This is a genomic window from Streptomyces sp. NBC_00859, from assembly GCF_045161865.1.
Taxonomy (GTDB): Bacteria; Actinomycetota; Actinomycetes; order Streptomycetales; family Streptomycetaceae; genus Streptomyces.
Genome location: NZ_CP108826.1, coordinates 3,589,553 through 3,614,815, shown reverse-complemented (window position 1 = coordinate 3,614,815; position 25,263 = coordinate 3,589,553). Strand labels below are relative to the sequence as shown.

Annotated in this window: 21 protein-coding genes; 13 read left to right on the top strand and 8 right to left on the bottom strand. The window is 70.5% G+C overall.

Annotation, left to right across the window (positions count from 1 at the left end):
* The first annotated feature begins 29 nt into the window (after nucleotides 1–29).
* Together OG584_RS15520 and OG584_RS15515 are read left to right on the top strand one after the other, a co-directional pair.
* Entirely contained in the window at nucleotides 30–1,787 is a 1,758-nt protein-coding gene (locus OG584_RS15520; RefSeq protein ID WP_405778418.1) for a discoidin domain-containing protein, read from the top strand.
* Between the two features lie 19 nt (nucleotides 1,788–1,806).
* Complete coding sequence (locus OG584_RS15515; RefSeq protein ID WP_405784089.1) at nucleotides 1,807–2,259, top strand: DoxX family protein; 453 nt, start codon at nucleotides 1,807–1,809, stop codon at nucleotides 2,257–2,259.
* Nucleotides 2,260–2,359: 100 nt separating this feature from the next.
* On the opposite strand, the gene OG584_RS15510 is transcribed toward OG584_RS15515, so the two are convergent.
* Nucleotides 2,360–3,418: a LacI family DNA-binding transcriptional regulator gene (locus tag OG584_RS15510; RefSeq protein WP_405778417.1), complete on the bottom strand. Its 1,059-nt coding sequence runs from the start codon at nucleotides 3,416–3,418 to the stop codon at nucleotides 2,360–2,362.
* Nucleotides 3,419–3,706: 288 nt separating this feature from the next.
* On the opposite strand from OG584_RS15510, the gene OG584_RS15505 reads away from it, so the two are divergent.
* The 6 genes from OG584_RS15505 (at nucleotide 3,707) to OG584_RS15480 (ending at nucleotide 10,627) form a co-directional block, all read left to right on the top strand.
* Nucleotides 3,707–4,585, top strand: coding sequence for a hypothetical protein (locus OG584_RS15505; RefSeq protein WP_405778416.1), 879 nt, complete (start codon nucleotides 3,707–3,709; stop codon nucleotides 4,583–4,585).
* A 142-nt stretch (nucleotides 4,586–4,727) separates the two neighbouring features.
* Nucleotides 4,728–5,435, top strand: coding sequence for a class F sortase (locus OG584_RS15500; RefSeq protein ID WP_405784088.1), 708 nt, complete (start codon nucleotides 4,728–4,730; stop codon nucleotides 5,433–5,435).
* 446 nt (nucleotides 5,436–5,881) lie between these two features.
* Nucleotides 5,882–7,165, top strand: a complete 1,284-nt coding sequence (locus OG584_RS15495; RefSeq protein WP_405778415.1) for an aspartate kinase — start codon at nucleotides 5,882–5,884, stop codon at nucleotides 7,163–7,165.
* Nucleotides 7,162–8,253 carry an aspartate-semialdehyde dehydrogenase gene (locus OG584_RS15490; protein ID WP_405778414.1) on the top strand — a complete coding sequence of 364 codons (1,092 nt, stop codon included), beginning with the start codon at nucleotides 7,162–7,164 and terminating at the stop codon, nucleotides 8,251–8,253. Before OG584_RS15495 ends, OG584_RS15490 begins: the two co-directional genes overlap by 4 nt.
* Before the next feature lie 428 nt (nucleotides 8,254–8,681).
* Nucleotides 8,682–9,344 carry a SigE family RNA polymerase sigma factor gene (locus OG584_RS15485; RefSeq protein ID WP_405778413.1) on the top strand — a complete coding sequence of 221 codons (663 nt, stop codon included), beginning with the start codon at nucleotides 8,682–8,684 and terminating at the stop codon, nucleotides 9,342–9,344.
* Complete coding sequence (locus OG584_RS15480) at nucleotides 9,341–10,627, top strand: hypothetical protein (protein WP_405778412.1); 1,287 nt, start codon at nucleotides 9,341–9,343, stop codon at nucleotides 10,625–10,627. The genes OG584_RS15485 and OG584_RS15480 overlap by 4 nt, the downstream gene beginning before the upstream one ends.
* Nucleotides 10,628–10,693: 66 nt before the next feature.
* Here OG584_RS15480 and OG584_RS15475 read toward each other — a convergent pair whose 3' ends face one another.
* A complete protein-coding gene (locus OG584_RS15475; protein ID WP_405778411.1) occupies nucleotides 10,694–11,629 on the bottom strand; it encodes an SURF1 family protein in 936 nt (311 codons plus the stop codon).
* 89 nt (nucleotides 11,630–11,718) lie between these two features.
* Nucleotides 11,719–13,527, bottom strand: a complete 1,809-nt coding sequence (locus tag OG584_RS15470; RefSeq protein WP_405778410.1) for a prolyl oligopeptidase family serine peptidase — start codon at nucleotides 13,525–13,527, stop codon at nucleotides 11,719–11,721.
* 263 nt (nucleotides 13,528–13,790) lie between these two features.
* On the opposite strand from OG584_RS15470, the gene OG584_RS15465 reads away from it, so the two are divergent.
* Nucleotides 13,791–14,123, top strand: a complete 333-nt coding sequence (locus OG584_RS15465; protein WP_405778409.1) for a chaplin — start codon at nucleotides 13,791–13,793, stop codon at nucleotides 14,121–14,123.
* 102 nt (nucleotides 14,124–14,225) lie between these two features.
* Here OG584_RS15465 and OG584_RS15460 read toward each other — a convergent pair whose 3' ends face one another.
* Complete coding sequence (locus OG584_RS15460; RefSeq protein ID WP_405778408.1) at nucleotides 14,226–15,221, bottom strand: glycoside hydrolase family 16 protein; 996 nt, start codon at nucleotides 15,219–15,221, stop codon at nucleotides 14,226–14,228.
* 416 nt (nucleotides 15,222–15,637) lie between these two features.
* Here OG584_RS15460 and OG584_RS15455 point away from each other — a divergent pair, with 416 nt between their 5' ends.
* Nucleotides 15,638–17,764 carry a glycoside hydrolase family 3 C-terminal domain-containing protein gene (locus tag OG584_RS15455; protein WP_405778407.1) on the top strand — a complete coding sequence of 709 codons (2,127 nt, stop codon included), beginning with the start codon at nucleotides 15,638–15,640 and terminating at the stop codon, nucleotides 17,762–17,764.
* Nucleotides 17,765–17,953: 189 nt separating this feature from the next.
* On the opposite strand, the gene OG584_RS15450 is transcribed toward OG584_RS15455, so the two are convergent.
* The gene (locus tag OG584_RS15450; protein WP_405778406.1) at nucleotides 17,954–18,772 is read right to left on the bottom strand and encodes a GntR family transcriptional regulator; all 819 of its coding nucleotides are present in this window, start codon (nucleotides 18,770–18,772) and stop codon (nucleotides 17,954–17,956) included.
* Nucleotides 18,773–18,950: 178 nt separating this feature from the next.
* Here OG584_RS15450 and OG584_RS15445 point away from each other — a divergent pair, with 178 nt between their 5' ends.
* A complete protein-coding gene (locus OG584_RS15445; protein ID WP_405778405.1) occupies nucleotides 18,951–20,339 on the top strand; it encodes an MFS transporter in 1,389 nt (462 codons plus the stop codon).
* 145 nt (nucleotides 20,340–20,484) lie between these two features.
* Nucleotides 20,485–21,438 carry a nucleoside hydrolase gene (locus tag OG584_RS15440; RefSeq protein WP_405778404.1) on the top strand — a complete coding sequence of 318 codons (954 nt, stop codon included), beginning with the start codon at nucleotides 20,485–20,487 and terminating at the stop codon, nucleotides 21,436–21,438.
* Nucleotides 21,439–21,484: 46 nt separating this feature from the next.
* On the opposite strand, the gene OG584_RS15435 is transcribed toward OG584_RS15440, so the two are convergent.
* Both OG584_RS15435 and OG584_RS15430 read right to left on the bottom strand, forming a co-directional pair.
* Complete coding sequence (locus OG584_RS15435) at nucleotides 21,485–21,676, bottom strand: DUF397 domain-containing protein (RefSeq protein ID WP_405778403.1); 192 nt, start codon at nucleotides 21,674–21,676, stop codon at nucleotides 21,485–21,487.
* Nucleotides 21,673–22,524, bottom strand: a complete 852-nt coding sequence (locus OG584_RS15430) for a helix-turn-helix domain-containing protein (RefSeq protein WP_405778402.1) — start codon at nucleotides 22,522–22,524, stop codon at nucleotides 21,673–21,675. The genes OG584_RS15435 and OG584_RS15430 overlap by 4 nt, the downstream gene beginning before the upstream one ends.
* 158 nt (nucleotides 22,525–22,682) lie before the next feature.
* Between OG584_RS15430 and OG584_RS15425 the strand changes: the two genes are divergently transcribed.
* Nucleotides 22,683–23,132 carry an ATP-binding protein gene (locus OG584_RS15425; RefSeq protein ID WP_405778401.1) on the top strand — a complete coding sequence of 150 codons (450 nt, stop codon included), beginning with the start codon at nucleotides 22,683–22,685 and terminating at the stop codon, nucleotides 23,130–23,132.
* 31 nt (nucleotides 23,133–23,163) lie between these two features.
* Here the strand turns inward: OG584_RS15425 and gyrB are convergent, their stop codons facing one another.
* Entirely contained in the window at nucleotides 23,164–25,257 is a 2,094-nt protein-coding gene (gyrB, locus tag OG584_RS15420; RefSeq protein ID WP_405778400.1) for a DNA topoisomerase (ATP-hydrolyzing) subunit B, read from the bottom strand.
* Nucleotides 25,258–25,263: the final 6 nt, after the last annotated feature.

Below are 25,263 nucleotides of genomic sequence, written 5' to 3'. Positions count from 1 at the left end.
GCATCCGCTGGAGACAGAAGGAGAGCGACATGCACCATCCCCCCACCCGCACGGCGAAACGCGCCATGGCACCGTTCGCCGCCACGGCGCTGCTCGCAGGGGCGCTGCTCGCTGTGCAGGCCCCGGCGGCCCACGCGGCCGGCAGCGTCGTCAAGGTGACCGGTTCGCAGGGCAACTGGGCGCTCACCGTGGATGGTTCGCCGTACACGGTCAAGGGGCTGACCTGGGGCCCGTCGGTCGACGACGCCGCCAAGGACATGCCTGACGTGGCGTCGATGGGCGTCAACACGATCCGCACCTGGGGTACGGACGCGACGAGCAAGCCGCTGTTCGACGCGGCGGCGGCCAACGGCGTCAAGGTGATCGCCGGTTTCTGGCTCCAGCCGGGCGGCGGCCCGGGTGCCGGTGGCTGCGTCAACTACCTCACCGACACCACGTACAAGAACAACATGCTCGCGGAGTTCCCCAAGTGGGTCGACACCTACAAGGACAACCCCGGCGTGCTGATGTGGAACGTCGGCAACGAGTCGACGCTCGGGCTTCAGAACTGCTACAGCGGTGACGAGCTGGAGGCCCAGCGCAACGCCTACACCTCCTTCGTGAACGACGTCGCGAAGAAGATCCACCAGGTGGACCCGAACCACCCGGTCACCTCGACCGACGCCTGGACCGGCGCGTGGCCCTACTACAAGAAGAACGCGCCCGATCTGGACCTGTACGCGGTCAACGCCTACAACGCGGTCTGCAACGTGAAGTCGGACTGGGAGCAGGGCGGTTACGACAAGCCGTACATCGTCACCGAGACCGGCCCGGCGGGCGAGTGGGAGGTGCCGGACGACGCGAACGGCGTCCCCGACGAGCCCACGGACGTGCAGAAGGCCGACGGCTACACCAAGGCGTGGGGCTGCATCACCGCCCACAAGGGTGTCGCGCTCGGCGCCACGATGTTCCACTACGGCACCGAGGACGATTTCGGCGGTGTCTGGTTCAACCTGGTGCCGGACGGCCAGAAGCGGCTCTCCTACTACGCGGTGAAGAAGGCGTACGGGGGCAACACGTCGGGCGACAACACCCCGCCGGTCATCTCGGACATGTCCGTCGAGAACGCCACCACCGGTGTCCCGGCCGGCGGGCAGGTCAAGGTGAGCGCCAAGGTCACCGACCCGAACGGTGACAGGACCACATCGCAGCTGTTCTTCAGCAGCAACTACATCGATCAGAACAAGGCGCTGGTCCCGGCCGACACCACCGACAACGGCGACGGCACCTTCTCCGCCAAGGTCCCCGACAAGGTGGGGGTCTACAAGGTCTACGTGAAGTCCACGGACGGCCACGGCAACGTCGGTATCGAGACGAAGTCGCTGAAGGTCATTCCTCCGAAGGTCGACGGGACGAACGTGTCCCAGGGCAAGACGGCCACCGCGTCGTCCTTCCAGACCGACCCGACGGGCGGCTGCCCGTGCGCCGCGGCGAGCGCGGTGGACGGCAAGTTCGACACCCGCTGGGCGAGCGACTGGAGCGACCCGCAGTGGCTCCAGGTCGACCTGGGCACCTCCACCACCTTCAAGCACATCCAGCTGGCCTGGGACCCGGCGTACGCCAAGGCGTACGACATCCAGACGTCGCAGGACGGGACCAACTGGACCACGGTCAAGTCGGTGACCGACGGGAACGGCAACATCGACGACCTCGATGTGAACGGCACGGGCCGCTACGTCCGGATGCTGGGGAACACGCGCGGCTCCGGATACGGCTACTCGCTCTACGAGTTCGGCGTCTACAGCTGAGAGGAGCACGGCCCTCATGATGAACACACGCCTCAGCCGGGCTCAGCCGTACACGCTCAGCCTGTTCCGTATCGTCATCGGGTTGCTCTTCACATGTCACGGGGTCGCATCGCTCTTCGGGCTCCTCGGCGGTCACTCCATACCGGCGGGCACCTGGCCGGGCTGGTACGCCGCTGTCATCCAGCTGGCGGCGGGCGGCCTGGTGCTGCTCGGGCTCGGCACACGGACGGCCGCGCTCCTGGGGTCGGGGTCCATGGCGTTCGCCTACTTCGACATCCACCAGCACCGGGGACTGCTCCCCATCGAGAACGGCGGTGAGGCCGCTGTCTTCTTCTGCTGGGCCCTGCTGCTGATCGCCGTCTCGGGTCCCGGCGCGCTTGCCGTCGACCGGCTGATCACCGCGCACCGCACGGCACGCGCGGGCGAGCGGGCCGGGAGCGACCAGCAAACGCACATGGCTGTACCCGTCTGAGGGAACGGGTACGTGAACGCCGGCTCTCCGGTCCTGACACCGGAGGGCCGGCGGCATGCTGCCGGTCCGCAGGGGGCGGGGCCGCCGTCGCCGCTGTTCGCTATGCCGACTCCCGCACCACCAGCTCCGGTTCGAAGACGACGGAGGTGACGGGCCGACCGGGGTGCTCGATGCGCTCCTGGAGCAGTCGCGCCATCTCGGCCGCCATCTTCTCCACCGGCTGCCGCACCGTCGTGAGCGGCGGGCGGCAGGCCACGGCCACCGAACTGTCGTCGAACCCCACCACGGCCACATCCTCGGGGATCCGCCTGCCGTGCTCGCGCAGCACCAGGCAGGCGCCCTGCGCCATCAGGTCGTTGGCCGCGAACACCCCGTCCAGGTCCGGGTGTTCGTCGAGCAGCCGGACCATCGCCTCCACGCCGCTGTGCAGTGTGAAGCCGCCCTCGGCCACCGGCACGTCCGGATGGCCGTGCAGCGCCATCGCGTCCCGGAAACCGGCCAGCCGCTGCTCCCCGGCGGCGACGTCCTGCGGTCCCGCGATGGTCACGGGGCGGCGGCAGCCACGGGCGATCAGATGCGCGGCGGCCAGCTCGGCGCCTTCCCGGTGGGCGAGGTCGACAAAGCTGATGGGCACGGCGTCGGCGGGGCGGGCGAACAGCACGGCGGGGAGTCCGGCCGCCGCGATCATGCCGGGCAGCGGGTCGTCGGCGTGGGTGGACACGATCAGCGCGCCGTCGGCGCTGCCCTGGCGCAGGTAGCCGACGACCTGGTCACGGGCGGCGGGCGTCTCGGCGAACATCAGCACCGGATGCATCGAGCGCGGCCGGAGGTAGCCGACGACCCCGGCGGCCACCCGCCCGAAGAACGGGTCGGCGAACACTCCGGAGGCAAAGGCGTTCTGCTCGGCCTCCGACGCGTCACCGGCCCCGGAGACGACCAGTGCGATGGTCTCGGCCCGCCGTGTCACCAGCGCCCGCGCGGCCCGGTTCGGCGTGTATCCGGTCGCGGCCACGGCGTCGCGTACGGCCTGCTGGATCGCGGGGTCCACATTGCGGATGCCGTTGACGACGCGCGACACGGTGGCACGGGAGACTCCCGCCGCGCGCGCCACGTCTTCCAGGGTGGGCATGGCGGCGGGCGCCTCGGACTCTCTGCTCATGGACGCACTGTAGTAGGACTGCGCGGAGAGCGCTCTCCGTCTCGGACTGCTCGTGGCTCCCGCTCGCACCCTCTACCTCATCGCCGGGTCGCTTCGGCGGTGCGACGTGCCGTCCATCGGGTGAATATCGGCGGGTCCGGCACTCATTGGGCCCATGCCGTCACTCGGATGCCCCGGTCTCCGGTGGCGGGGTGTCAGATTCCTGCTGATGGTGAGGGCGTCGCTTCTGCGAATCGATGAGCCGACGGAGTGTCAGCCTTCGCAGTCGTGGTGAAAGGAATCAGCTCAATGCGCACTGCCCGCACTCTGCTCGCGTCAGCTGCTGTGACTGCCGCCCTCGCCTTCTCCGCTCCCTCCGCATACGCCCTGACTGCCTCCGGCTCCCCGAACTCGGACAGCGGCGCCGCCGCCAGTAGTGACCGCCATGACAACTCCGGCGACAGCGAAGGCGGCGGTGACCAGGCCGGCCGAGGTGACCACGGGCAGGGTGACCACGACCACGGCCACGGCCACGGCGACCACGGCGACCACGGGCACGGTGACCACGACGGTGGCGGCGACCACCGGCCGCACGGCGGGATGCACACCGGTGGCGGCGCCCTCGCCATGACTCCGGCGGTGGTCACGGGTGACGACGGCGACGACGCGTACGGCGACGACGGGCACGGCGACGACGGCCACGGGCAGGGTGACCACGACCACGGGCAGGGCGACCACGGCGACCACGGGCACGGCGACCACGACCACGGCGACCACGGCGATCACGACCACGGGCACGGCGACCACCGGCCGCACGGCGGGGTGCACACGGGCGGTGGCGCTCTCGCCATGGCCACGACGCTGACCAAGAGCGACGACGACTCGTACTCGGGCACGAGTGACGACGGCAGTTCGTACGCGGACACGAGCGACGAGGACAGCTCGTACTCCGGCATCGGCCAGGACGACTCCCGGAAGAGCGACTCCTGGAAGGACGACTCCTGGAACAGCGACCAGCCCGGCGCCGGCGACCACCACAGGCCGCACGGCGGCATCCACACCGGCGGTGGGGCCCTCGCGACCAACAGCGGTGTCGCAGCCGGATCGGTGCTGCTTCTCGGCGGTGTCGGCGCGGGCGTCTACATGGTGCGCCGCCGCCGCAACGCCGGTGGTATGTCACTGGCCTGACGGCCCGTCCGTTCGCAGATCACGACGTTGACGAGGCCACCGCCCCCAGGGGCGGTGGCCGCGACGGTTGTACGCCGCCTCCGCCGGCCCCCCCCTCCACCCCACTTTCCGCCGCCCCGCGCCCGCGCCCGAAAGGCAGCATCTGATGGCCGCCGAGAAGCTTCCCCCGCCGAAGCCCTCCCTTCCGTCCCCGAAGCGTGTTGTTCCGCCCCTCCACCGCGCACTGCTGTGGCCTGCCGCGGCAGCGGGTCTGGGTGCTCTGCTGCTCTGCAACTCCTTCGGGCTCGGATTCGGCACCCCGGCGGGCGACGCCAAGGTGCAGTCCCGTCCGGCCGCCGCGTCGGCCCCCCGGGCAACCGCCCCCGCGACGGCCGCTCCGCTGCCCCGCTCCGCGCCGACCCGGCTGGCGATCCCCTCCATCGCCGTCAACGCCCCGTTCACCGCCCTGGACCTCGACAAGTCAGGGCGGCTCAACCCGCCGCCCGCGGACAACACCAACATGGTCGGCTGGTACCGGGGCGGCGCCACACCCGGAGAGCGCGGCGCGGCGATCGTCGCGGGTCACGTCGACACGAAGACGGGGCCCGCCGTGTTCCTGCTGCTGCGGACCCTCAAGCCGGGAAGCGCGGTGGACATCACCAGGACGGACGGCAGCGTCGCCACCTTCAAGGTCGACTCGGTCGAGACGTTCAGCAAGGCGGAGTTCCCCGACAAGCGCGTCTACGGCAACACCCCCGACGCCCAGCTCCGGCTGATCACGTGCGGCGGCGCGTACGACAGGGACGCCCAGGACTACGTGGACAACGTGGTCGTCTTCGCCCACCTCGACCCGGCGGCCGACGGGGGCTGAAGCGCGGCCGGCCGGAGGATCGGCGGGCCGCAGCCACCGGCCCCGCCGCGGTGGCTTCCCTCCCCGGTCCGTGCCCGGGGCGGCTCGGGCGGACGAGGTGCGGCGCGTCGAGGCCCGGTTCCGGACGGCGCACGGGGTGCGTACCGGTGGTCAGGGCGGCCGGAAGGTTCTGCACCATCCCGGAGGGGCATGCTCCACTTCGAGTACGCGCCCTTCCAGGCCAATGACGACCCGGCACTGAGGCTCACGGTCCACACCCTGTGTGACGCGCCCCACGTTCCGAGTGTCCCGCTTGATCGAGGGCAGGCATGCTCACCGAGCGGCCGTGCCATCCGGCGGTGATCATTGAGTGAGCGGGACATCTCACGATCTGATACACACGGGGTGTCGTGCGGCCGCTCGTTAGACTGAGCCGACCGCAGAACTGACTGGATCGAGGAGCGCACGTGGGCCTTGTCGTGCAGAAGTACGGAGGCTCCTCCGTAGCCGATGCCGAGGGCATCAAGCGGGTCGCCAAGCGAATCGTCGACGCCAAGAAGAGTGGCAACCAGGTGGTTGTCGTGGTGTCAGCGATGGGCGACACGACGGACGAGTTGATCGATCTTGCCGGGCAGGTGTCGCCGATTCCCGCTGGGCGGGAGTTCGACATGCTGCTGACCGCCGGAGAGCGGATCTCCATGGCACTGCTGGCCATGGCGATCAAAAACCTGGGCCACGACGCCCAGTCGTTCACGGGCAGCCAGGCCGGTGTCATCACCGACTCGGTCCACAACAAAGCGCGGATCATCGATGTCACGCCGGGGCGGATCCGCACCGCTCTGGACGAGGGCAACGTGGCGATCGTCGCTGGTTTCCAGGGTGTGTCGCAGGACAAGAAGGACATCACCACCCTCGGCCGCGGCGGTTCGGACACGACCGCCGTCGCACTCGCGGCGGCTCTCGACGCCGAGGTCTGTGAGATCTACACGGACGTGGACGGTGTCTTCACCGCCGACCCCCGGGTCGTCAAGAAGGCCCGGAAGATCGACCGGATCTCCTTCGAGGACATGCTGGAGCTCGCCAGCTCCGGCTCCAAGGTGCTGCTGCACCGCTGCGTCGAGTACGCACGCCGCTACAACATTCCGATCCATGTCCGGTCCTCGTTTTCGGGGCTCCAGGGCACATGGGTCAGCAACGAAGCACGAGTCGAAGCACAAGGGGAAGCGTCAGTGGAGCAGGCCATCATCTCCGGTGTCGCCCACGACACCTCCGAGGCGAAGATCACGGTAGTCGGCGTACCCGACAAGCCCGGCGAGGCCGCCGCGATCTTCCGCGCCATCGCGGACAGCCAGGTCAACATCGACATGGTCGTGCAGAACGTCTCCGCGGCGTCGACCGGTCTGACCGACATCTCCTTCACGCTCCCCAAGGACGAGGGCCGCAAGGCCGTCGACGCCCTGGAGAAGTCGAAGCCGATCGTCGGCTTCGACTCGCTGCGCTACGACGACCAGATCGCCAAGATCTCCCTCGTCGGCGCCGGCATGAAGACCAACCCCGGCGTCACGGCGACCTTCTTCGAGGCGCTCTCGGACGCGGGGGTGAACATCGAGCTGATCTCGACATCCGAGATCCGCATCTCGGTTGTCACTCGTTCTGACGAGGTCAACGAGGCGGTGCGCGCCGTGCACAGCGCCTTCGGCCTCGACAGCGACTCCGACGAGGCAGTGGTCTATGGGGGCACCGGTCGATGACCGGCACCGGTCTCCGAGCGGGAGGCCGTAAGCCGGCGCTCGCGGTCGTGGGTGCGACCGGGGCCGTCGGCACCGTGCTGCTCCAGATGCTTTCGCAGCACGCCGACATCTGGGGCGATATCAGGCTCATCGCCTCCCCGCGCAGGACCGGCCGCAAGCTGGTCGTGCGCGGGGAGGAGGTCGAAGTACTGCCCCTCACCGAGGAAGCCTTCGAGGACGTCCAGGTCGCGCTCTTCGTCGTCCCCGACGACGTCGCACGGCAGTGGGCGCCGGTCGCCGCGTCCAAGGGCGTGGTCGTCGTGGACAGTTCGGGTGCCTTCCGGATGGACCCCGACGTGCCGCTCGTGGTGCCCGAGGTCAACCCGCACGCCGTACGGCTCAGGCCGCGCGGCATCGTCGCGTCCCCGCACTGCACCACGCTGGCGATGATCGTGGCGGTCGGTGCGCTGCACGCCGAGTTCGGGCTGCGCGAGCTGGTCGTCTCGACGTACCAGGCGGTGAGCGGCGAGGGGAACCCCGGCGTGGAGGCGCTGCGCAGCCAGACCGCGCTCGTCTCCGGTACCGAGCTGGGGACGCACCCCGGTGACGTGCGCCGTGCCGTGGGGGACGACACGGGGCCCTTCGCGGCTCCCATCGCACTCAATGTGGTCCCCTGGGCCGGGGTGCCCGGCGCCGACGGCTGGTCGTCGGAGGAGCTGATGCTCCGCGCCGAGACCCGCAAGGTTCTTGACCGGCCCGCGCTCCCGGTGACGGCGACGTGCGTACGGGTCCCTGTCATCACCACCCACTCCCTCTCCGTGCACGCGCGCTTCGAGAACGAGCTGACGCTCGGGCGGGCCCACGAGATCCTGGCGACCGCGCCCGGTGTGGTGCTGTTCGACGACCCGGATGCCGGGGACTTCCCGACGCCGGCCGACGCCGTGGGCACGGACCCCGCCTGGGTGGGGCGCGTACGGCGGTCGCTGGACGACCCGCAGGCGCTCGACCTGTTCGTCTGCGCCGACAACCTCCGCAAGGGCGCGGCGCTCAACGCGGCGCAGATCGCCGAGGCGGTCGCGGCCGAGATCCAGCTGACCGGGACGGCGTAGGCGCGGTACGTGACCGCATGCGTCAGGGGTTGTTGCGCTATGCCCGTCCGGGTCGCGGTGCCAGGCCACGCGACGTCATCGGACGCTCCTAGTGCAAGGGCCCCTTTCGCCGGACCGCGGGGGGTTCGCACGAAGCCCGGCCCGCCGGACCGTACCTGATCCTCTGTAGAATCTGTGTGCGAGTTGTGAGCAAGACGTAGGTCTGAACCACTTGAACTGTGGCGCGTGCCTGTTACACGATTCAGTCTCCCGTGCGTCCGCAACCGCGGACGTGCGGGGAGCGTCTTTTGGGTGGCCTCTTCCTGTGCAAGCTGCCGTTGGAAAAGGGGCATTGGGGGAGATCGGGTACGCATGAGGGCATTGGCCGCATCGTCAAAGGCGATGCCATACGCGTACAACCCTGGCGGGGGGAAGCGTGTCCAACTGGCGTGGCAGAGGTTCTCGATATTGCAGCGTTGTCCGGACGGGGCGGAGTGGTCCGCCCGCTCCGGCGACCGCGCGTGGCCGGCGGTATGCCGGTGATCGCCCCCATGCCGACCAGGCGGACGGGCGGGGCCGCTGCCCGGAGCGGCGAGGGCGCTGACGACGCCATGGCCGCCGGCACCACCGTCGATCACCTCACCGAGACCTACCGCGCCCACTACCGGTCGCTGCTGGGTCTCGCCGCTCTCCTCCTCGATGACACGGCCTCCTGCGAGGACGTCGTCCAGGAGGCGTTCATCCGCGTGCACTCGGCCCGCAAACGGGTCAGGGACCCGGAGAAGACGCTCGCGTATCTGCGTCAGACCGTGGTGAACCTCTCCCGGTCCGCGCTGCGCAGGCGCATCCTCGGGCTGAAGCTCCTCTCCAAGCCGATGCCGGACATGGCGAGCGCCGAGGAAGGGGCGTACGACCTCCTGGAGCGCGACGCGCTCAAGAAGGCCATGCGCAACCTCCAGCGGCGCCAGCGCGAGGTCCTGGTGCTCCGTTACTTCGGTGACATGACGGAGGCGCAGGTCGCCGACGCGCTGGGGATTTCGCTCGGTTCGGTGAAGGCGTACGGTTCGCGTGGCATCGCCGCGCTGCGGGTGGCCATGGAGGCCCCGGCATGAGCGGAAGAGATCGTTTCGGTGGATACGGCCGCGACCACGAAGGTCGCGACGGTGACGGGCATGCCCCGGACGGGCGCGACGGGGCTGACGGCTCCGGTGGCCTCAACGGCTCCGACAGGGCCGGTGGGCCCCGTGAGCCCGACGCACGGGACATGCCCGCAGAGTGGCGCAAGCAGTACGGCGGGCCCACACGGTCTGTGAACAACCAGGCTGGGAACGGAATGCAGACCGACGGTTCCGACAACGCTGCCGAGGACCTCGAAGAGGACGAACTCGCGCTGCGCCGGATGATGCAGGGCGCTGTGAGCGGGCTGGACCCGTCCGACGACGCGCTCGACAGACTCCGCAGAGCCGTCCCCGCGCGCCGGGCCCGGCGGCGCCAGGTCGTCGTCGGTACGGCCGCGGCGGCGCTGCTCGTCGGGACCGCGATTCCGGCGTTCCTCCATGTCGCCGGCTCCGGTGACGGGGCCAAGGACCACCCCGCGGTGGCCGGCCGGGGCCACTACACCCCCGGCGGTACGGGCGCTTCGGCCGACGGCGACGGCGGCAAGAAGGGCAAGGGCTCGTCGTCCGGCGACGGCGGCACCGACGGCGGGGGCGGGAAGAAGGACAAACCGAAGGGCGCCGGGAGCGGCACCCACGGCGGTCCGGGGGGCGGCGGCACCGATCCTTCGGGCAGGTCGCTCGGCTCCCTGCCCGCCTGCGGGGCGCAGCAGCTCGGAGTCACATCGGCGGACACCGGCACCCCGAACGCGGACGGCACCGTCTACGGCACCTTCCGGGTCTCCAACGTCTCGCACAGCCAGTGCGCGGTCAGCGACGCGGGCACCGTCAACTTCCAGGCACTGGGTGCGGCGGACGCCGCCCGCATCACGGTGGTGGACCACACGGCGGGCGACGCGGCGGGCGGCCTGCCGGACCCGTCGCAGGAGACGAGCGGCCTGGTACTCGCCCCGTCCCAGGCGTACGAGGTGAAGTTCGCCTGGGTCCCGGCCGAGACCTGTCCCACCGGCGGCGGCACGCCCGACCCGACCCCGTCGGCCGGCTCCGGCGGCGCGGGAGGACCGGAGGGCTCGGGGGGAACGGGCGACGACGGCCCTTCCACATCGGACGGCACCTCGGGTTCCGACGCCACCCCCCAGCTCGGCAGCGGCGACGGCGCGTCGGACGGCAGCGTGGCCGTGGTGCACGAGGCGGAGCCGGGTGTACCGGCCGCGGAGGCGACCATCCCCAACGCGTGCGCGGGGACGATCTACCGCACCGGGCTGCTGACGGCACCGTAGCCAGGGCCGGAGGCCGGAGCCCTAGGACCGGAAACCGCAGACCAGGCGCGACTTTACGGACACGGTCTAGCGGTGCCCGGAAACCCCCGGAGCGGCAGCCCCGTCGCCGGCGCTCTCCCCGGCAGCGGCAGCGGCAGCGTCGGCCGCGGCCTCGCCGTCGGCGGCTCCGTCCGCCGTCGCCCCGGTCGTCGGACCGTCCGGCGCCCCATCCGTTGTCGCAGCCGTCGCCACGGTCGGAGGCGCGGCCGGCCCTTCCTCCGGTACGAGGCCGAGCCGGACGTCCCTGAGCGCCTCGGCCTCGCGCCTGGCCAGCCTGAACCACATGAAGACCACGAAGCCGGCGAAGACGAACCACTCGCCCGTGTAGCCGAGGTTCTGGAACGACTTCAGGTCGAGCCCGCTGTTCTGCGGCGCCGCTGCCGGGACGGCCCTGAGGCCGGCGGAGGCGCGCGGCAGGGTGACCCACGCGTCGTACACGGGATACGGCACGACGTTCACCAGGGAGGCCGCGCTGATGATCCCGATCTGGCCGGACGGCAGCCCGCCCGCGGTGTCCGCGCCGTCGGTCCCGCTGTTCTCGGAGGCCTGCAGCGATCCGGTGATCCTGACGGCACCCTTCGGTGCCGCGGGTGCCTTCGCGCCGTGCGGCAGCCAGCCGCGCACCACGGGGAGCGCCTTGCCGCTGCCGGTGCGGAGCAGGGTCAGTACGTACGACCCCTCCTTGCCGTCCACGACCCGGTCCGGCACCAGGAACTGCTTGCCGTACTTCCCGGTGGCCTCGGCCTGCCGCCCGGACGTGTCGAGGTTCACGGGCAGCAGGGAATCGAGCGGGGCCGACGCCTGACGGGTCGGATCGGGCCGGTGCTCGTCGGTCCGGTGGGTGGCCACCCGGTCCTCGAACCTGCTCAGCTGCCAGGAGCCCATGAAGATGCAGAAGGGGATGGCGAGCAGGGCGAAGACGGTGATCCCCCACCAGCGGGGTGTCAGCAGGAACCGGTACACATCCCTTACGGTACGGGGCGCGATTGCGGAGCATTGCCCCGGACCCCGCCCCGTACCCGCACCGCGTGTTCCCCGTACCGTCCGGCCCGCTACTTCCCGTTCAGATGCCGCTCGGCGAAGTCGAGCTCCCGGCGGACCTGCTTGATCCGCTCCTCCACCACCAGCGACCCGTGCCCCGCGTCGTACCGGTACACCTCGTGGACCGCCCCGCGCTCCGCGAGCCGGTCCACGTAGTTCTCGACCTGCTGGATCGGGCAGCGCGGATCGTTCACACCCGCCGAGATGTAGACCGGCGCCCGCACCGCGTCCACATAGGTCAGCGGCGACGAAGCGGCGAACCTCTCGGGCACGGACTCCGGGGTGCCGCCCAGCAGCGTCCGGTCCATCGCCTTCAGGCCCTCCATCTCGTCGTGGTAGGCCGTGACGTAGTCCGCGACGGGCACAGCGGCCAGCCCCACCGCCCACGCGTCGGGCTGCGTTCCGAGCCCGAGCAGTGTCAGGTAGCCGCCCCAGGAGCCACCCGCGAGGACCAGCCGCGCAGGGTCGGCGAGTCCGGACGACACCGCCCACGCGCGGACCGCTTCGATGTCCTCCAGCTCGATGAGCCCGACCCGGTGCTTGAGCGCGTCGGTCCAGGCGCGTCCGTATCCGGTCGAACCCCGGTAGTTGACCCGCACGACCGCGTAACCGTGGTCGACCCAGGCCGCCGGGCCCGAGGCGAACGCGTCGCTGTCGTGCCACGTCGGGCCGCCGTGGATCTCGAAGACCGTGGGGAACGGTCCGTCCCCGGCCGGCTGCTGCACCAGCGCGTGGACCCGGCCGCCCGGCCCCTCCACCCACACGTCCCGCACCGGCACCGACTCCGGTGCCTTCATCCCCGGCGCGTCGAGCACGACCGCCCCCGATGTGGAGCGCACGGCCGGCGGCAGCGCGGCCGACGACCACAGGTACTCGACGGTGCCGTCCGGCCGGGCGGTCGCACCGGACACCGAACCCGCCGGGGTCTCTACACGTACGAGCTGCCCGGTGGCCAGTTCGTACCGCCATAGCTCGCTGCGCGCCTCGAAGCTGTGCACGATCAGCAGCGCGGAGCCGTCCGGATACCACTCGGCGCTCACGTCGCCCGGCAGCTCGACCGCGGGGGTGCTCTCGTTGCCGGTCGCCACGTCCCACACCATCGGCTCCCAGCGGCCCCGCCGCTGGTGTCCGACGAGCAGCCGGGTGTCCCCGGCGACCGGTGCGAATCCGAGCACCTGGAGTCCCAGCTCCTCGGTGCCGCCCTTGGTGTCGTCGAGCTCGGCGACCGTGGACCCGTCGGTGCCGACCACCCGCAGCGCGGAGTGCATCGCGTCGCCGTGCTCGGTGTGCTCCAGCGCGATCAGCGTCCCGTCGTACGAGAGGTCGCCGACCCCCGCTGACTCCCGGTGCCGGTAGATCTCCACCGGCTCCGCGCCCGGCCGTACGACGTGGACCGTCGAGCCGTCCTCGTCCGTCGACCGGCCGACCACGGCTGTGCCGTCGCGGCCGATGCCGAGTCCGGCGGGATAGGAGGGCTCAAGACCGGGCGCCGCGGGTTCGTCGGGTCCACCCCGGAACGGCTGGCGCATCCAGGTGCCGAACTCGTCCCCGTCGGTGTCGTTGAACCACCACAGCCACTCCCCGTCGGGCGAGAGGGTCCCGTCGGTCGTTCCTCCCCCGGAGGGGGTGCCCCCAGGCCGGTCGGTGGCCTGCCGCTGCTCGCCGCTCGCACGGTCCCAGGCGTAAAGCTCGTACGTGCCGGTCGCGTTGGAGACGAAGAGCGAGCGGTCCGGGGCGTCGTCGGCCCAGTCGGGCAGCCCGACGCGCGGCGCGCGGAAGCGCTTCTCCCAGTCGGGCATGGACTTCTCGTCGTCACTCATACGCCCATTGTGGCTGCCCGGTCCCGCGGGCCGGGCAGCAGCGGGTGGGACGGCCGGGACGGCGATCGGCCGCCGGGACGGCCACCCGGAGCGGGCAGCCCTTTCCGCGGGCCGCCGCCCGTACGCCGGCCCACCGCCGCGTCCCTTCGGGTGAACAACGGATGCGGAACCCATCCCAGCGGGCAGGCATAGCGAAGGACCACACAAGAGGGCTCGCGTCTGTCCGGCCCTGGAGTGCTCCTACGGAAGGGTTTGTGTTCATCATGTCTCGAATCGTGCGGATGACCGTGCTGTCTGCCATCGCCGCCGCCACCGTCCTGGGGGGTGCGTCGATCGCCTCCGCCGACAGCGGTGCGGAGGGCGCGGCCATCGGTTCGCCCGGTGTCCTCTCCGGCAACGTCGTCCAGGTGCCGGTCGACCTCTCGGTCAACGCCTGCGGCAACAGCATCAACGTCATCGGCCTGCTCAACCCGGCCTTCGGCAACTCCTGCTCGAACGGCGGACGTGACCACGGCCGCGGTCACGAGCACGGCGGCTGGAACCACGGCGGCTCGGACCACGGCCGCGACCACGGCCGCAACCACAACTGGAACTGACCCGCGCCGGCAGTGAACCAGTAGCACAGTGAGCACCGTGCCCCGGAAGGCCGATTCCTCGGACCCTTCCGGGGCACGGTGCTGCTCGCTGCCGCCAACGGTTCAGGACTTGCTCACATCCGCCGAGAACCAGTCCACGCTCATTCCCGCACCGGAACTGATGTCGGCCGACGGCGAGGTGCAGCCGCAGACCTTGTTCGGGTACGAGCCGCCGATCGCGACATCGAAGATGGCGAAGAACCCGTGGTCGACAGCGGCCTTCCAGGTCGCGTCGGAGACCTCGTTCTGGTTGACCGCGAAGGTCTGGACACCGTCGAGGTAGAAGCGCAGCTGCTCGGCGGACGCGTTCGTGCGGTCCACGATGACCGAGTACGTGTGATAGCCGGACTGGCAGCCCGCGCACGCCTGCAGACCGCTGCTGATCCCGTCCGGGTCGTGGCACTCACCCGCCCACTGGCCGCAGTGGAACGTGGTCGAGTGCTGGCTGAGCGCGTTGACGTCCTCCATGATGTCCAGCTCCCCGATGCTGGGCCAGTTGGTGGCCCCGGTCGGCCGGGCGTCCGCGCCCATCGCCCAGAAGGCCGGCCAGTAGCCGAGCCCGCTCGCCGGGTCGGGCTGCTTCAGTGATGCGCTGAGCTGCAGCTGGCCGCCCGCGGGTGCGGCGAAGTCGGTGCGCTGTGTCTCCACCCGGCCGGACGTCCAGTGCCCCGACGCGTCGCGGACCGGCTTGATCACCATGTGGCCCGAGCCGTCCTGGTAGACGTTGTCGGTCGAGTCCGTGGATGTCTCGATCTCGCCGGTGCCCCAGTTGGCTGCGCCGCCGGAGTAGCCGGTGCCCTTGTCGTAGAGCCAGTCGGCCGTGTTCAGGCCCGTTCCGGCAGCACCGTTGAAGTCGTCCTTGAACACCGTGGTCCAGTCGGCGGCTGCGGGCGTACGGGTTCCCGCAGCGGGCTCACTGGCCGCGGCGGAGCCGGCGGAACCCGCCAGGCCGGTGAGCCCGGCGAGTGGAAGGGAGAGGGCGGCGAGCACGGTCAGCAGGCGGCGCCGGGGGCGGCGTTCGGAGCCGGGGGACGTGCCGGAGAAAGCGATCCTGCGCATGGGGGGCTGCTTTCGTGGGGGGAGGGAGGGGCAGCGGGGGGTGGGGTGGGACGGCGAAGAAGCGGAGGGGGAGAAGGGGAGGGGAGGGGAGAAAGAGAAGACTGGATGAGAGCGCTCTCAGAGGTCCTGCGAACGACTGTCGGGCACGGTGGCTGACCGCGTCAAGGGGCGTGCAGCGTTCACTGTCTGAAGCCAACTTGACCCTAAAACGGGCCAGTTGGGGCGGGGCCTTCCGGTGTCGACGCCGGAGGAGTCGTATTCGACGAAGCGTGTATAAACCATTGACGATCCGGTCGATCAATGTGCCCATGTACATGTCACTGACTTTTGTCACCCGTCTACGCGTGCACCCGTACCCCTGTGCACTCGTTCACCCATGGCACGCGCATATCCATGACAGCGACTCGGGAGGGCACATGAACGTCAACCGGAGATCGGTACTGAAGCTGGCCGGAGCGGGCACGGTGGCCGCGAGCGTCGGCACGGTGGCATCCGCCACCGGCGCGGCCGCGGCCGTACGGAGCGGAGCGGCCGCGGGACCAGTACGTACGGCCGCGACCTCGGTGCCCGGCTCGGCCGAGGCCGCCGCCAAGGCCGCCGCGCTCATCGCGAGGATGACCCTGGACGAGAAGATCGCCCTGCTCCACGGCGGAAGCGGGGGAACCGGGTACGCGGGCGCCGTCCCGGCCAACGCCCGGCTCGACATCCCCGCCCTCTATCTCGGTGACGGTCCGGGCGGTGTGGGCAACGGCTCGAAGGGGGTGACCCAGTGGCCCGACTGCAAGACCCTCGCGGCGACCTGGGACCCGGGCACCGCGCGGAGCTACGGCGACGCCTACGGCGCGGAGCAGGCGGCCAAGGGTCACAACATCGCCCTGGCCCCCTGCATCAACATCCTGCGCGTCCCGTACTGGGGGCGCTCCTTCGAGACCTTCACCGAGGACCCGTACCTCAACGCTGAGCTGGCCGCGTCGGTCGTCGAGGGCATCCAGGCCCACCCGGTGATGGCCACCGTCAAGCACTTCGCCGCCAACAACCAGGAGGTCCTGCGCGGCTCGATCGACGTGGTGGTCTCCCAGCGGGCCCTTCAGGAGATCTACTACCCGGGCTTCCGCGCCGCCGTCCAGCGGGGCGGCGCCGGGGCGGTGATGACCTCGTACAACAAGGTCAACGGTGCCTGGTCGCACGAGAACCGCACCGCTGTGCAGGACACCCTGCGTGACGCGTGGGGCTTCGACGGTCTGGTGATGTCCGACTGGGGCGGCACCCACAGCACCCTGCTCACCGCGCGGGCGGGCTCCGACATGGAGATGCCGGGCTCCACCTACCTCGGCACCAAGCTGAAGGACGCCGTCGCGGCGGGCACGGTGAGCGAGGCCACCGTGGACACGATGGCGGGCCACGTCCTCACCGCGATGTACCGGACCGGGCTCTTCGACCACCGGCTGCCCGACCCGGCGACGGTGCTGTCCAAGGTGGTCAGCAGCGACGCGCACCTCCAACTCGCCCGGAGCATCAGCGTCCAGGGCAGCGTGCTGCTCAAGAACGCTCAGCAGCTGCTGCCGTTCGCCCGCCCGGCCTCCGTCGCGGTCATCGGGGACGCGGCCGACGCGGGGGCCCGTACCCACGGCGGCGGCTCCGGTGCCGTCAGCGCCAACGGCACCGTCGTCACCCCGCTCGCCGGGATCAAGGCACGGGCCGGGGACATCCCCGTGACGTACACCAAGGACCTCGCCGGAGCGGCCGACGCGGCGCGCGCGGCGGACGTGGCCGTCGTCGTGGCAGCCGATTACACCAGCGAGGGCTCCGACCGCACCACGCTCGCCCTGCCGAACGGCCAGGACGAACTGATCGCGGCGGTGGTCGCGGCGAACCCGTGCACCGTCGTCGTACTGAACACCTCGGGTTCGGTCCTCATGCCGTGGATCGACGGCGCGGGAGCCGTCATCGCCAACTGGTACGGCGGCCAGGAGCAGGGCAACGCCCTGGCCGCGATGCTCTTCGGCGACGCCGAACCCGGCGGACGGCTGCCCGAGACCTTTCCGGCCTCCGAGGAGCAGGGCCCGGCGAAGACCACGGTCCAGTACCCGGGTGACGGGGTGCAGGTGTACTACGACGAGGGACTCGCCGTCGGCTACCGCTGGTACGAGAGCTCGGGTGAGAAACCGCTGTTCCCGTTCGGCCACGGCCTGTCGTACACCACGTTCCAGCTGTCGGGCCTGAGTCTTGAGCGGGCCAGGGACGGCTACCGTGCGAGCGTCGCCATCCGCAACACCGGCCACCGCACCGGCAGCGAGGTCGTCCAGCTGTATCTGACGGCGCCCGACGCGGCCGGGGAGCCGTCCCGGCAGCTGAAGGCGTTCGAGAAGGTCACCCTGAAGCCGGGCGAGAGCCGGAGGGTGTCTCTGGCCCTGCCCCGCGAGGCGTTCGCGGTGTGGCAGACATCCAAGACCGGCTGGACCGTGGTGCCGGGGACCTACACGGTGTCGGTCGGCCGGTCGTCGGCGGATCTGCCGCTGGAGACGAAGGTGCGGATCGGCTGAGACCGTTCACGGCCCTTCCCCGGCGGGGCCGTTGTGCGCCCGTCGCCGTCCGGAGGCCCGGTCCCGACCGGGGGCCCGGCCCCTGCGTACGCGCGTTACCGGATGCCGGTGCCCGCCGGACGGTGACGCGCGTACGGGCGGCAGGAGAGACGGGACGGCAACGGCTCGTCGGGGTGGCCCGGGGGTGCCTCAGGGCCGCGCCGGCGCCGCGCCCGGCTGCGGCGGCTGGATGATCGAGAGCGGGTCGCCGGTGGGGGCGACGAGGTACTTGGCCAGGTAGGCGGGCTTGCCGGCCAGCTGCGCGGTCTGCGTGATGATGAGCAGCGGATCGGTGGGGCGCAGCCCGAGGAGCCTGCCGCGGGTGACTCCGGCGACACCCGCCGTCATCGTGCATTCACCGGGACCGAAGACCGGGCCGAGCATGCCGATCATGGCGCCGAGGAGGGTCCGCGGGCTGTCGTGCAGCTCCTGTACCCGGTCGGCCACGACGGGGGAGAGCGCGCGGAGGTCCGAGCCGCACGCGATGTGCTCCTGGACCAGGGCCAGTTGCTCCACGCCGCGGGTCAGCCGGGTCTCGCAGAACCAGGCGTTGCTGTCCTCTTCGAGCCCCAGACCCTGCAGGACGAAGTCGGTGGTGCGCTGGAGGTTCATCTCCAGGCGCTCGGTGCGCACGGGCTGTTCGGGCGTGGCCAGCGTCTCCTCGAAGGGCTGCAACTGCTCAAGTCCCGTACGCGGGAGGGTCTGGCTGACGAACCGCCCCACCCCGCGGCGGGTGCGGATGAGTCCGTCCTCCTCAAGGAGCATGAGGGCCTCGCGCACCACCGTGCGGCTCACTCCCAGTCTGGCGCCGAGCTCGGACTCCTTGGGCAGGGCGGAGCCCAGCGGGAAGACCTGGTCGCGGATGCCGTGCGCGAGGCGGGAGTAGACGGCCACCCGCAGCGGCTGGCCGACGGAGACGGTCATGGGTTCGGCCAGGAACCCATCGACAGTGACGGCAGTGACGGCCACTGCACACCTCGCTTCGCTACGGGCCGGTAGTGGTCCGGTCCATCTAACCAGATTTCCATCGATGCTAGACGCATGTCGGACGGAGAGGTATAACATCTCACATCAGCCAAGAGTGTGACTCAATGTAACGATGAGGTTCCTTGTGAACACAGGCAGTCCGGGCAGCAGCTCGGGAGTTATGGATCCAGAACCGCTGGAACAGGGTGCGATGCCCCTCCTGCGGGGGCGGAAGGCGGCCACCCTGGTGGCGACGCTGTTGCTGAGCGTCATCGCCTATCAGTTGAACGCCAGCATGATCACCCCCGCGCTGCCGGAGATGGCGCGCCGGCTGCACGGCAGCGTGGACGGCATAGCGCAGGTCTCCTCGCTGTTCTTCCTGGCCGGAGCGATCACGGGCGTCGTACTGAGCCGTCTCAGCGACTTCTGGGGACGCCGCCGGATCCTCATCGCGGTACTGCTAGTGACCGCCGTGGGTACGGTCCTGTGCCTCGCGGCCCCGAACCTGCCGGTCCTGCTGACCGGCCGGGTGCTGCAGGGCGCGTCGAGTGCCGCCTTCCAGATCGCGTACGTGGTCCTCAACGAGCGGCTCAGCAAGAAGGTCTTCGCCACCGCCCTCGGAGTGATCACCGCGATCAACGGCGGGGTCGGCGGTGTGGACGGTCTACTGGGCGGCCGCCTGTCCGACGCCTTCGGCTACCGGTCGATCTTCGCCGTCATCCTGGTGATCGGCGTCGCCGCTTCGGCCTGCGTGGCGTTCGTCCTGCCCAGGGACGGGCGGCCGGACAAGGGCCGGATGGACTGGTGGGGCGCTGCCACCCTGTCGATAGCGCTGTACTGCGTCACCTACCTCGTCTCGCACGGCTTCGCCGACGGATGGCACAGCGCGAGCACCCTCGGCTACCTGGCCGGAACCGTCGTCGCGGCCGTCGCCTTCGGAATGGTCGAGCGCCGCAGGGCCACGCCCCTGATCGCGCTGGAGCACCTCAGGTCCCGCGAGGTGTGGCCGGTCATCGCGACGACCGTGATCTCCCTGTCCGGGATCTTCGCGGTCATCAACTTCACCGTCGTCGTCATCAGCCAGAGCCCGAAGACCGGCTTCGGCATGAACGCCACCGAATCTTCGCTGCTCTTCCTCACCCCCGCGGCGCTGATCGGGCTGGCCGCCGCCCCGATGGCCGGGCGGCTGGCCGACAGGCGGGGCTGGTTGATCACGCTCCGCGCCGGTCTCGTCCTCAGCATCGCGGCCCTGTGCGTCATCGCCTCGTACCCGCTGGAGAAGTGGACCGTCTTCGCCGCGGTGGCCTTCCTGGGCATCACGTACAACGGCCTCGTCCTGACCACGGTGAACGGCCTGGGCGTACTGAACTCGCCCAAGGACGCCCCCGCCGCGCTGCCCGGCCTCAACAGCGCCGCCTTCGGGATCGGCGCGAGCACCGGCATCGGCATCGTCGCCCCGTACGCGGCCCGCGCCACCCACGCCGGCTACAGCACCGCCCTGTGGATCTCGGTCGGGATCACCGTCCTGGCCCTGGTGGCCAGCCTCTTCATCACCCGCCGGGCGGACTGACAGCCGCCGCACCGCACGGCATCGCACAGGCGGCGCCACTCCCCATCCGCCGGGGACCGACAGTCGCCGCGCATCGAACCGCATCGAACCGCACCGTACCGACACCCTCCCCGGCATCCACTGCCCCGACCGCGAAGGACCTCCCATGACAGCCCAGCCGCTCTACTTCGACTGCGACACCGGCATCGACGACTCGATGGCGCTCGCCTACCTGCTGGCCTCTCCCGAGGTGGAGATAGTCGGCATCGGCACCGTCAGCGGCAACGTCGACTCCACGCAGGCGGCACGCAACACCCTGGCACTCACCCAGCTCGCCGGGCGGGCCACCATCCCCGTCGCCGTCGGCGCGGCCGACCCCCAGGCGGGCGTTTACGCGGGCTCCGTGCCCCACATCCACGGTCACAACGGCATCGGCGACATCACCGTGCCCGACTCGGCCCAAGCCGCCGTCGCGCAGGACGCCGCGGACATGATCATCGAACTTGCCCGCGCCCACCCGGGAACGCTGAGGCTGCTCACCACCGGCCCCCTCACCAACGTCGCCGAGGCCCTCCGCAGGGAGCCCGAACTGCCCTCGCTGGTACAGGACATCACCATCATGGGCGGCGCGGCCCACCAGAGCGGAAACGTCTCGCCGGTCGCCGAGGCGAACATTCACAACGACCCCGAGGCCGCCGCCGAAGTCCTCGCCGCGCCGTGGGACATCACGCTCGTCCCGCTCGACGTCACCCTCGCCCACACCCTCGAGGAGGGGGACCGTGAACTCCTGCTGAAGTCGGGCCGCCCGCTTCCCACCGCCCTGGGCGAGATGCTGGACCTCTACTTCGCCTTCTACCTGGAGACGTTCGGCCGCCGCTGCTGCGCCGTGCACGACCCGCTGGCCGCGGCCATCGCGGTCGGAGGCGTGGTGCCCACGCTCGCACCCACGGTCGACGTCGTGGTCGACGCCACCCAGGGCCCAGGACGCGGCCAGACCATCTGCGACCTGCGCGGCCAGTACCTCAACTACCCGGCGCAGCAGGGCGCCCACTGCCGGGTCGTACTGGAAGCGGGCCCGGACGCCGCCGCACACCTCGTCCAGCGGCTGCTGACGCTCTGAGCCCGCTGCACCCCCGGGCCGCCCCGGCTGCCCGGGGCGTCCTCCGTCAGCTCCGGCGGATGCCCGCTCGGGCGGTGAAGGCCGCCCAGGCGGTGGGGGAGACGGTGAGGGCGGGGAGCCGGGTGTCCTTCGAGTCGCGGACGTGGATCGCGTCGGGGCGGACGGCGACCTCGACGCAGTTGTCGCCGCCGTCGCCGCTGTAGCTGCTCCTGAACCAGTTCAGCTCTATGCCGCTCATAGCGCTCCCCGCATCTGCTCCAACAGGCTCATGGTGGCCTGGCAGCCGAGTGCCTGTGACCGCATTTTGCCATAGCGCTGGAGCATCGCACTGACCAGTTTTGGGTCGGTGATCAGGGCGCTGCTGTCGTGTCCCTCAAAGTATCCGAGCCACTGGTTGTCCTCGGTCTCCGCCAGGTACATCGGCCCGCCTGCTCCGGCGTGGTCCTCCTGCTTCAACGGCACGATCTGCACCTCTATGTTGCGGCGGCTCGCCTGTTCCATGACGTGATCGATGAGGTTCCCCGCCACATGCGGGCCGCCGAGCGTCCGAGTGAAGACGGCTTGCTCGATGATGAAGCAGAAACTGGTATTCGGCCTCTCCGCGAGTAACCGTTGCCTGTCGAGCCGAGACGCGACCTGCATCTCCAATTGCTCTTCGCTCAGCGGCGGCAGGCGCCGCTCGAAGACGGCGCGGATATACGGCTCAGCCTGTAGGAGACCGGGCACCACCCGGCACTCGTAGGCGTAGAGCGATACGGCCCCTTCCTCGATCCCCGCCCAGTGCCAGAACCACGACGCCAGCCCCGCCCGGCGCGTGAGACTCCGCGCAGCGGCAGCAAGTACGCGGCCCGCGAGCGGTCCGAGCGCAGCCTCGCTCCGCTCGATCAGCACGCTCGGCGGGAAGCGCCGCCCCTGTTCGATCTTGGCGACATAGTGCGCCGAGTACCCCACGCGTGGGCCGAACTCCTCCTGCGTGAGGCGTGCTTCCTCGCGCAGGGCCTTCAGCACCACGCCGAAGGTCTTGAGGCTGTCCGACATCTCCGGCTCGCTGTTCGTACCGCCACCGCCACCGCTGTCCGCCGCCATCGCCGTCCGCCTCTCGCTCCCGTACCCCGCGAACGCACTCCGCCGGAGCATCGTTACGCGCAGTGACCCGCCCAGTCCAGGGCGCCCACCCATACAGATTCGCTTGTACGGGCGCGGGTCCTGTCGGGGGCGGCTGTGACCTGGGAAGTCTGGGAACCATGACACTTCCCGCAGCCCAAATGCCCCGCTCCGGACGCACGTTCACCCAGCGCTTCTCCGCCACCCGGCGTGGTGCCCGGCTGGCCAGGCGTCTCGCCGCCCACCAGTTGGACACCTGGGACGTCCCGTACGGCAGCCCGGTATCGGAGTCGGTGGCCCTGATCGTCGCGGAGCTGGCCGCCAACGCCGCACTGCACGGCCGCGTTCCCGGCCGGGACTTCGCGCTGCGGCTCACGTACGGGGCCGGTACCGGAGTGATCCGGGTCGAGGTCTCCGACACGCATCCTGGTCTGCCGGTGCGACTGCACCCCGCCGGAGACGCGGACGGCGGGCGGGGGCTGATTCTCGTCGAGGCGGTGGCGGCGCGGTGGGGCGTACGGGAGCGGATGGGGCCTGGCAAGACGGTGTTCGCCGAGGTGGAGGGGGAGGCCGCCTCGGAGCCCGGGTGACGGTGTCAGCGTCGGCGCGGTGGCGGGCCGGTCAGATGTCGAGGAAGCGGACGTCCTTGGCGTTGCGCTGGATGAAGGAGCGCCGTGCCTCGACGTCCTCGCCCATCAGCACGGAGAACAGGTCGTCCGCCACCGCCGCGTCGTCGAGGGTCACCTGGCCCAGCACGCGGTGGTCGGCGTCCATGGTGGTGACGCGCAGCTCCTCGGCGTTCATCTCGCCCAGGCCCTTGAACCGCTGGATGGAGTCGTCCTTGAGCCGCCGCCCGTCCTGCCTGCCGCGTGCGACGAGCAGGTCGCGCTCCGGGTCGGAGTAGGCGTACTCCACGTGGTCGCGGCTCCACTTGACCTTGAAGAGCGGAGGCCGGGACAGGAACACGTGGCCGTGCTCGATCAGCGGGCGCATGAACCGGAACAGGAAGGTCAGCAGCAGGGTGTTGATGTGCTGGCCGTCGACGTCGGCGTCCGCCATCAGGATGATCTTGTGATAGCGCAGCTTCTCGATGTCGAAGTCCTCGTGAACCCCGGTGCCGAACGCGGAGATCAGCGCCTGGACCTCGGTGTTCTGGAGGATCTTGTCGATCCGCGCCTTCTCGACGTTCAGGATCTTGCCCCGGATCGGCAGGATCGCCTGGAACTCCGGATTGCGCCCGGACTTCGCCGAGCCGCCGGCCGAGTCGCCCTCCACGATGAAGATCTCGCTCTTCGCCGGGTCGTTGGACTGGCAGTCGGACAGCTTGCCCGGCAGCGCCGCCGACTCCAGCAGACCCTTGCGGCGGGTGAGGTCACGTGCCTTGCGGGCCGCGACCCGGGCGGTGGCCGCCTGGATCGCCTTGCGGACGATGTCGGCCGCCTCGTTGGGGTTGCGGTCGAACCAGTCGGTGAGGTGCTCGTGCACCACCTTCTGCACGAAGGTCTTCGCCTCGGTGTTGCCGAGCTTGGTCTTGGTCTGCCCCTCGAACTGCGGCTCGCCCAGCTTCACCGAGATGATGGCGGTCAGGCCCTCGCGCACGTCGTCGCCGGTGAGGTTGTCGTCCTTGTCACGCAGCAGCTTCCGCTCCCGCGCGTAGCGGTTGACGACGGTGGTCAGCGCGGTGCGGAAGCCCTCCTCATGGGTGCCGCCCTCGTGCGTGTGGACCGAGTTGGCGTACGAGTAGACGCTCTCGGAGAACTGGCCGTTCCACTGGAGTGCGACCTCCACCGACAGCAGCCGCCCGGTGTCCTCGGCGGTGAGGGAGATGACCGACGGGTGGACGGGCTCGCCCTTGCGGGCGTTGAGGTGGGCGACGTAGTCGGTGATGCCGCCGTCGTAGCGGTAGGTGACCGTCTTCGCGGTCTGCCCCGCTGCCGTGTCCGAGCCGGCTTCGTCGGCCGTGGCGGTCGCCCGTGCGGCCGGGCGCTCGTCGGTCAGTGTGAGGGTGAGTCCCCTGTTCAGGAACGCCATTTCCCGGAAGCGCCGTGACAGCGTCTCGAAGGAGTACTCGGTGCTCTCGAAGATGCCGCCGTCCGCCCAGAACGTCAGCGATGTGCCCGTGGTGGACGTGGGCTCGTGGCGGGCGAGCGGCGCGGTGGGCGCCCCGTTCCTGTAGTCCTGGGTCCATCTGTGGCCCTCGGTCCGGATCTCCGCCGTCAGCCGGGTCGACAGGGCGTTGACCACCGACAGGCCCACGCCGTGCAGGCCGCCGGAGACCGCGTAGCCCCCGCCTCCGAACTTGCCGCCCGCGTGCAGCACGGTCAGCACCAGCTCCACGGCCGGCTTCTTCTCCACCGGGTGCATCCCCACCGGGATGCCACGGCCGTTGTCGACGACCCGTACGCCGCCGTCGGCCAGGACCGTCACATCGATCCGGTCCGCCACCCCGGCCAGCGCCTCGTCGACGGAGTTGTCGACGATCTCCTGGACCAGATGGTGCAGGCCGCGCTCCCCGGTCGATCCGATGTACATTCCCGGCCGCTTGCGCACCGCGTCGAGCCCGTCCAGGACGGTGATCGCGCCGGCGTCGTACGCGGTGGTCACTGCGGTGCCGCCGGTGCCGCCGGGGTCCGTGCCGGGTGCGGCGGTATCGGTGACAGCGGTGGCGGCGGTGGCGGTGACATTCGTGCCGGGATGAATGCCGTAATCAGTCATAAAACA